This is a genomic window from Nonomuraea sp. NPDC001684 (assembly GCF_053596515.1).
The window spans coordinates 1-4,690 of record NZ_JBSFGJ010000598.1; the positions used below are offsets into that span (position 1 = coordinate 1).

The 4,690-nt window shown below is 70.9% G+C and carries 6 protein-coding genes; 1 reads left to right on the forward strand and 5 read right to left on the reverse strand.

The features are described from left to right. The 3 genes from ACWCSD_RS48095 to ACWCSD_RS48105 all read right to left on the reverse strand — a co-directional run. Positions 1-432: alcohol dehydrogenase catalytic domain-containing protein (locus ACWCSD_RS48095; RefSeq protein WP_449925765.1), on the reverse strand; the 432-nt coding region annotated here is incomplete at its 3' end. Between the two features lie 96 nt (positions 433-528). Then, complete coding sequence (locus tag ACWCSD_RS48100) at positions 529-1,128, reverse strand: TetR family transcriptional regulator (RefSeq protein ID WP_449925768.1); 600 nt, start codon at positions 1,126-1,128, stop codon at positions 529-531. Further along, positions 1,128-2,138 carry an aldo/keto reductase gene (locus ACWCSD_RS48105; RefSeq protein WP_397162624.1) on the reverse strand — a complete coding sequence of 337 codons (1,011 nt, stop codon included), beginning with the start codon at positions 2,136-2,138 and terminating at the stop codon, positions 1,128-1,130. Before ACWCSD_RS48105 ends, ACWCSD_RS48100 begins: the two co-directional genes overlap by 1 nt. A gap of 200 nt (positions 2,139-2,338) precedes the next feature. Here ACWCSD_RS48105 and ACWCSD_RS48110 point away from each other — a divergent pair, with 200 nt between their 5' ends. Then, positions 2,339-3,349: a serine hydrolase domain-containing protein gene (locus tag ACWCSD_RS48110; protein WP_449925772.1), complete on the forward strand. Its 1,011-nt coding sequence runs from the start codon at positions 2,339-2,341 to the stop codon at positions 3,347-3,349. A gap of 124 nt (positions 3,350-3,473) precedes the next feature. Here ACWCSD_RS48110 and ACWCSD_RS48115 read toward each other — a convergent pair whose 3' ends face one another. Together ACWCSD_RS48115 and ACWCSD_RS48120 are read right to left on the reverse strand one after the other, a co-directional pair. Next, positions 3,474-3,836: a nuclear transport factor 2 family protein gene (locus tag ACWCSD_RS48115; RefSeq protein WP_397162622.1), complete on the reverse strand. Its 363-nt coding sequence runs from the start codon at positions 3,834-3,836 to the stop codon at positions 3,474-3,476. 131 nt (positions 3,837-3,967) lie between these two features. Beyond that, on the reverse strand, positions 3,968-4,690 hold a 723-nt coding region (locus ACWCSD_RS48120), incomplete at its 5' end, for a hypothetical protein (RefSeq protein WP_449925775.1).

Below are 4,690 nucleotides of genomic sequence, written 5' to 3' on the forward strand. Positions count from 1 at the left end.
GGCCGGGAGCGCCAGCGTGTCGAGTGCGAGCCGGGCGGTGAGCCCGTTCATCGGGAGGGTGGCGGCCTGAACGTCCGAGAGCCCGGCCGGGATCTTCGCCACCGAGCGCGCCGACACGACGAGGTCTGCCCGGTAGCCGCCGTGCGCACCTGAGGGCACCACGATGGCCATGACGGCGTCCCCGATCGTGAACGGGCGCTCGACGGCGGGGCCGATCTCGGTGATCACGCCGGCAACCTCCATGCCCGGCACCCGCACCGCGTCCGCCTCGTCCTGCCGCGGACGAGAACGGATCATCGCGTCGGCCGGGTTCACCGTGGCACTGCTCACCCCGATCCTGACCTGGCCGGGACCGATCGGTTCGGCCACCAGGTCGAACTCGCCGAGAGCGTCCGGTCCGCCTGGCCGCGTCACTCCGATTGCTTGCACCATGGTCGTTCGTCCTCCTTGTTCGTTGCCGCCGGGGTGGCGACGGGCAGCGCCGACCGCGCCGCCGACGAGTCGCGGCGTATGGTCGACCCGATTCGGCTACGGCGATGTGGGGGCGTGCAGACCCTCCAGCAGCAGGCTGCACACCTCGTCGAGTTCGGCGCCGATGCCGGGGTTCTGCCATTCGGCCGCGTGGGCGAGGTGGTGGAACTTGGCAGTGGCGTTGAAGACCACGTGGGCGGTGGCCTCCGCGTCGTCGGTGCGGAGGCTGCCGTCGGCGGCGCCGTCGGCGATGATGGCCGTCAGCTGGCCCAGGAGGTCGGCGACGTGGTCGGTGGCGACGCTGCTGTGCGCGGCCGCGAGGATTCCATAGGCGGCGAACAGCTCCGGGTCCTCGCGAATCTTGGCCTGCTTCCCGGCCAGGACGGCGTGCAGCCAGGCACGCAGCCGCCGGGCCGGCGGGACCGCAGGGTCGGCGGCGATGACGGCGAGGGCGTCGCGGTTGCGGTCGAGCCAGCGCCGGGTCACGGCCTCGCGCAGCGCCTGCTTGGAGGGGAAGTGCTTGTAGACGGCGGCGTGGCTGACCCCGAGTGCCCGGGCGACGTCGACGACCGTTGCCTTGTCCGGCCCGTGGCGGCGCAGGATCTCCTCGGTGGCGGCCAGGATGGCGTTCGCGTCCAGCGGGGTTCGGGCGGGCATCAGCGCCTGCCGCCGGTTCGCTCGCTGTCCAGCAGCGCGAGCAGGGCGGGGGCGTAGCGTTCTCCCGCGACCGCCCCTCGGGGGACTGCCTGCTCGATCGCGTCCAGGTCGTCCTCGGTCAGCCGCAGGCCGGCGGCGTCCACCGCCTCGGTGACGCTGCGCGGTCGGCCGGCCCCGACCAGCGCGACGATGTCCCGGTGCACGCGGCCCTGCGCCAGCACCCACGCGATCGCGAGTTGCGCGACCGTGGCGCGGCGGGAGGTGGCGATCTCCCGCAGCCGTTCGACCAACGCGAGGTTGGTCTCGATGTTGCCGGCGGCGAAGCGGGGCAGGTGCCCGCGATGCCGTGCGTCGCCGGCCGACGGTCGCCACGTACCGGTCAGCATTCCTTGGGCGAGCACCCCGTAGGCGGTGACGCCGATGCCCAGCTCCCGGCAGGTGGGCAGGATCTCGTCCTCGACGCCGCGGCTGAACAGTGAGTACTCGATCTGGACGTCGGTGATCGGGTGCACGGCGTGGGCGCGGCGGATCGTCTCGGCGCCGACCTCGGACAGCCCGATGCCGCGCACGTAGCCCTTCCGCACCATCTCGGCGACGGCGCCGACGGTCTCCTCGATCGGGACGGCGGGGTCCAGCCTGGCCGGGCGATAGATGTCCACGTAGTCGGTGCCCAGCCGCTGCAGCGAGTAGGCCAGGAAGTTCGGGATCGCGTCCGGTCGGCCGTTGATGCCGCGCATGCTGCCGTCCACGCCGAACAACGCGCCGAACTTCACGCTGACCACGGCGCGGTCGCGATCGGCGGGTCGCAGCGCCTGCCCGATGAGCGTCTCGTTGTGCCCCATCCCGTAGTGGTCGGCCGTGTCGATGAACGTGATCCCGGCGTCGAGCGCGTGGCGAAGCGTCGCGATGCTCTGCTCGTCGGCGCTGGGTCCGTACGCGCCGGACATGCCCGCACAACCGAGCCCGACCGCCCCCACGCAGACGTCGGCGCCGAAGGTTCTCTGCTCCATACGAGAAACGCTAGGCCGGACCGGTAACAGATGTCAAAATTTGTAACTTGCCACCGCGGTAAATCGGACAGCCCTCGACGTCCACTCGTTTCCTGGCGGTGGTCGCCGCAGGAGCCGCCGCCGCCGGCGCTCTTGGTCTGGGCACGGCTCCCGCCAGCGCCGCGACGCCGAGCGCTTCCGGCGACGCCGTACAGACAAGCTTGGACAAGCTGGTTCGCCCCGGCGACTTCCCCGGCGTCGTGGCCGCGGTGCGGGGACGCGACGGCCGGGTGCGCGACTACACCGCCGGCGTGGCGGACCTGGAGACGCGGGCCAAGGTTCCCGCCAACGGGACGGTGCGCATCGGCAGCCACACCAAGACGTTCGCCGCCACCGTCGTCCTGCAACTGGCCGGCGAGGGCGAGCTCGACCTGGACGCGCCGATCGAGAAGTACCTGCCCGGCATGGTCCGCGGCAACGGCAACGACGGCCGCAAGATCACGATCCGCCAGCTGCTGCAGCACACCTCCGGCCTGCCGGAGTACACGAACTTCCCGACGTTGTTCGGCATCCGGCACACCTATTTCGAGCCGCGGGACCTGATCGACAAAGCCCTCACGCAGAAGCCGCAGTTCGCCCCGGGCAAGAGCTGGAAATACACCAACACCGGATATGTACTGCTCGGCCTGATCGTGCAGAAGGTCACGGGCCGGCCCATGGGAGAGGAGGTCACCAACCGGATCATCAAGCCGCTCGGCCTGCGGGACACCTACTGGCCCGGTGTCAGCGAGCAGACCATCGGCGGCAACCACCCGAACGGCTACCATGCCGACAAGAGCGGAAAGCTGGTGAAGTTCACCGAGATGGACCCCTCCTGGGGCTGGACGTCCGGCAACCTCATCAGCACTCCGCGCGACGTCACCCGTTTCCTGGGCGCGCTGCTGGGCGGCGACCTGCTCAAGCCGGCCCAGCTGAAGGAGATGAAGCAGACCATCGACTCTCCGGCACTCCCGCGCGGCTGGGGGTACGGGCTCGGCCTGATGAAGATCAAGCTGAGCTGCGGCGGCCACGCGTGGGGCCACGGCGGCGACATCCCCGGTTACGAGACCCGCAACGGCGTCACCGAGGACGGCCGGAGCGCCACACTCACCGTGACCGCACTGCCGACCTCAGACGACCGCGCCGACCGCGTCGACAGCACCCTCGACGCCATGCTCTGCGCCCAGAAGTAGGGTCGCGCCCGGCTTCGGGCTCGTCCACATGGACGAGCCCGAAGCCGGGCCGCTCGCCTCCGGGGCGTCGCACCTCGCCGGCGACCATCCGGCCGGCCGGTCGTCGAACAACGTGTCGGCTATGTCAATCGGTCGTGCCGGCGTGTACGGCGATGATTCGCCAGCCGTGCGTCTCGTCATGCAGCCACGTACGGGTGTAGCGCATCCTGGCCGCGAACGGCGCACCGGAGACGGTCCCTTCGACGGTGCCGAGGAACCACGTCACCCCGGTGCGCCCGTCGGCGAGCACGGTCAACTCCTCCTCGGCCACCTTCGTCAGCACCTGCGTCCGAGTGCGGTGCAGCTCCAGGTCGTCGGCCTTGGTCGCAACGTTCCCGCCGAAGGTGAAGATCAGCCGATCGTCCAGCAGCCGATCCAGCGCCTCGACATCTCCAGCGAGCTGCGCGGCCTGGAGCCGGCGCTCGGCGTCCCGCAAGTCTTCCATCATGAGGCCCACCCTCCCAGCCGGCGCCGCATGAGCGCCAGAACGTTCACGCTCGGCTGATCTTCGCAGCTCGATCCAGGGGCCACGGGGCATCGCGTCGCGAGCGGACCGGGAGCGTCCTTCTGATGCGTCGCTCACGAGGAGGTCGACTGCTTCGGGGGTGGGTCGTCGGTCCAGCCCAGTCGTTCCACCACGTACGCCGAGGAGCCGCCGGCCTCCTGGACGGCGAGCAGCTGCCCGCTGTCCCGGTCGATGATGATCTGCTGACGGTTGGACGCCTGGCCGTAGGTCAGCGCGACCCCGGTACGGCCGTCGACGTCGGTGACGTCGTTCTCCACCCGCACTCCCGGCAGTCCGGCGAGCACGCGGTAGAGCGCGGCCCTGGTGGCCGGGGTGCTCTCGACGTCGAGGAGCAGCCATTTGCTCGCGCCCCACAACCACGCCTCCGGGGCCTCCTCGTCGCTGGCCGCCAGCATCTCGGCCTTGAGCGCCTGGGGTTCGGCGGGCAGTTCCGTCACCGGCTTCCTCGTCAACTTCAGCGGGGTGAAGTAGGTCTTTCCCGACAGGCAGCCGTCGCACAGGTCGGGCGAGCCCGCGGCCTTCCACGCCTGTGCGTCGGCGGGCGTGAGCGGCTTGGCGGAGACGGACCCGCGCCGCGTCCGGTATCCGAGGTCCCGGTTCGCCCACAGCACGTCTCTGACCCGCTGCTCGACGGTGTAGGTCGCGGTCTTCGTCCGCAGCACCTGCGTCATCTCCCGCCGCCACCACGCCCCGGTTCCCGGCCGCTGGGCGGCCAGCCGGTCGGCCGGCAACCCCACGCTCTCCGACCCCTGCGCCACGGTCACTCCCAGGACGCC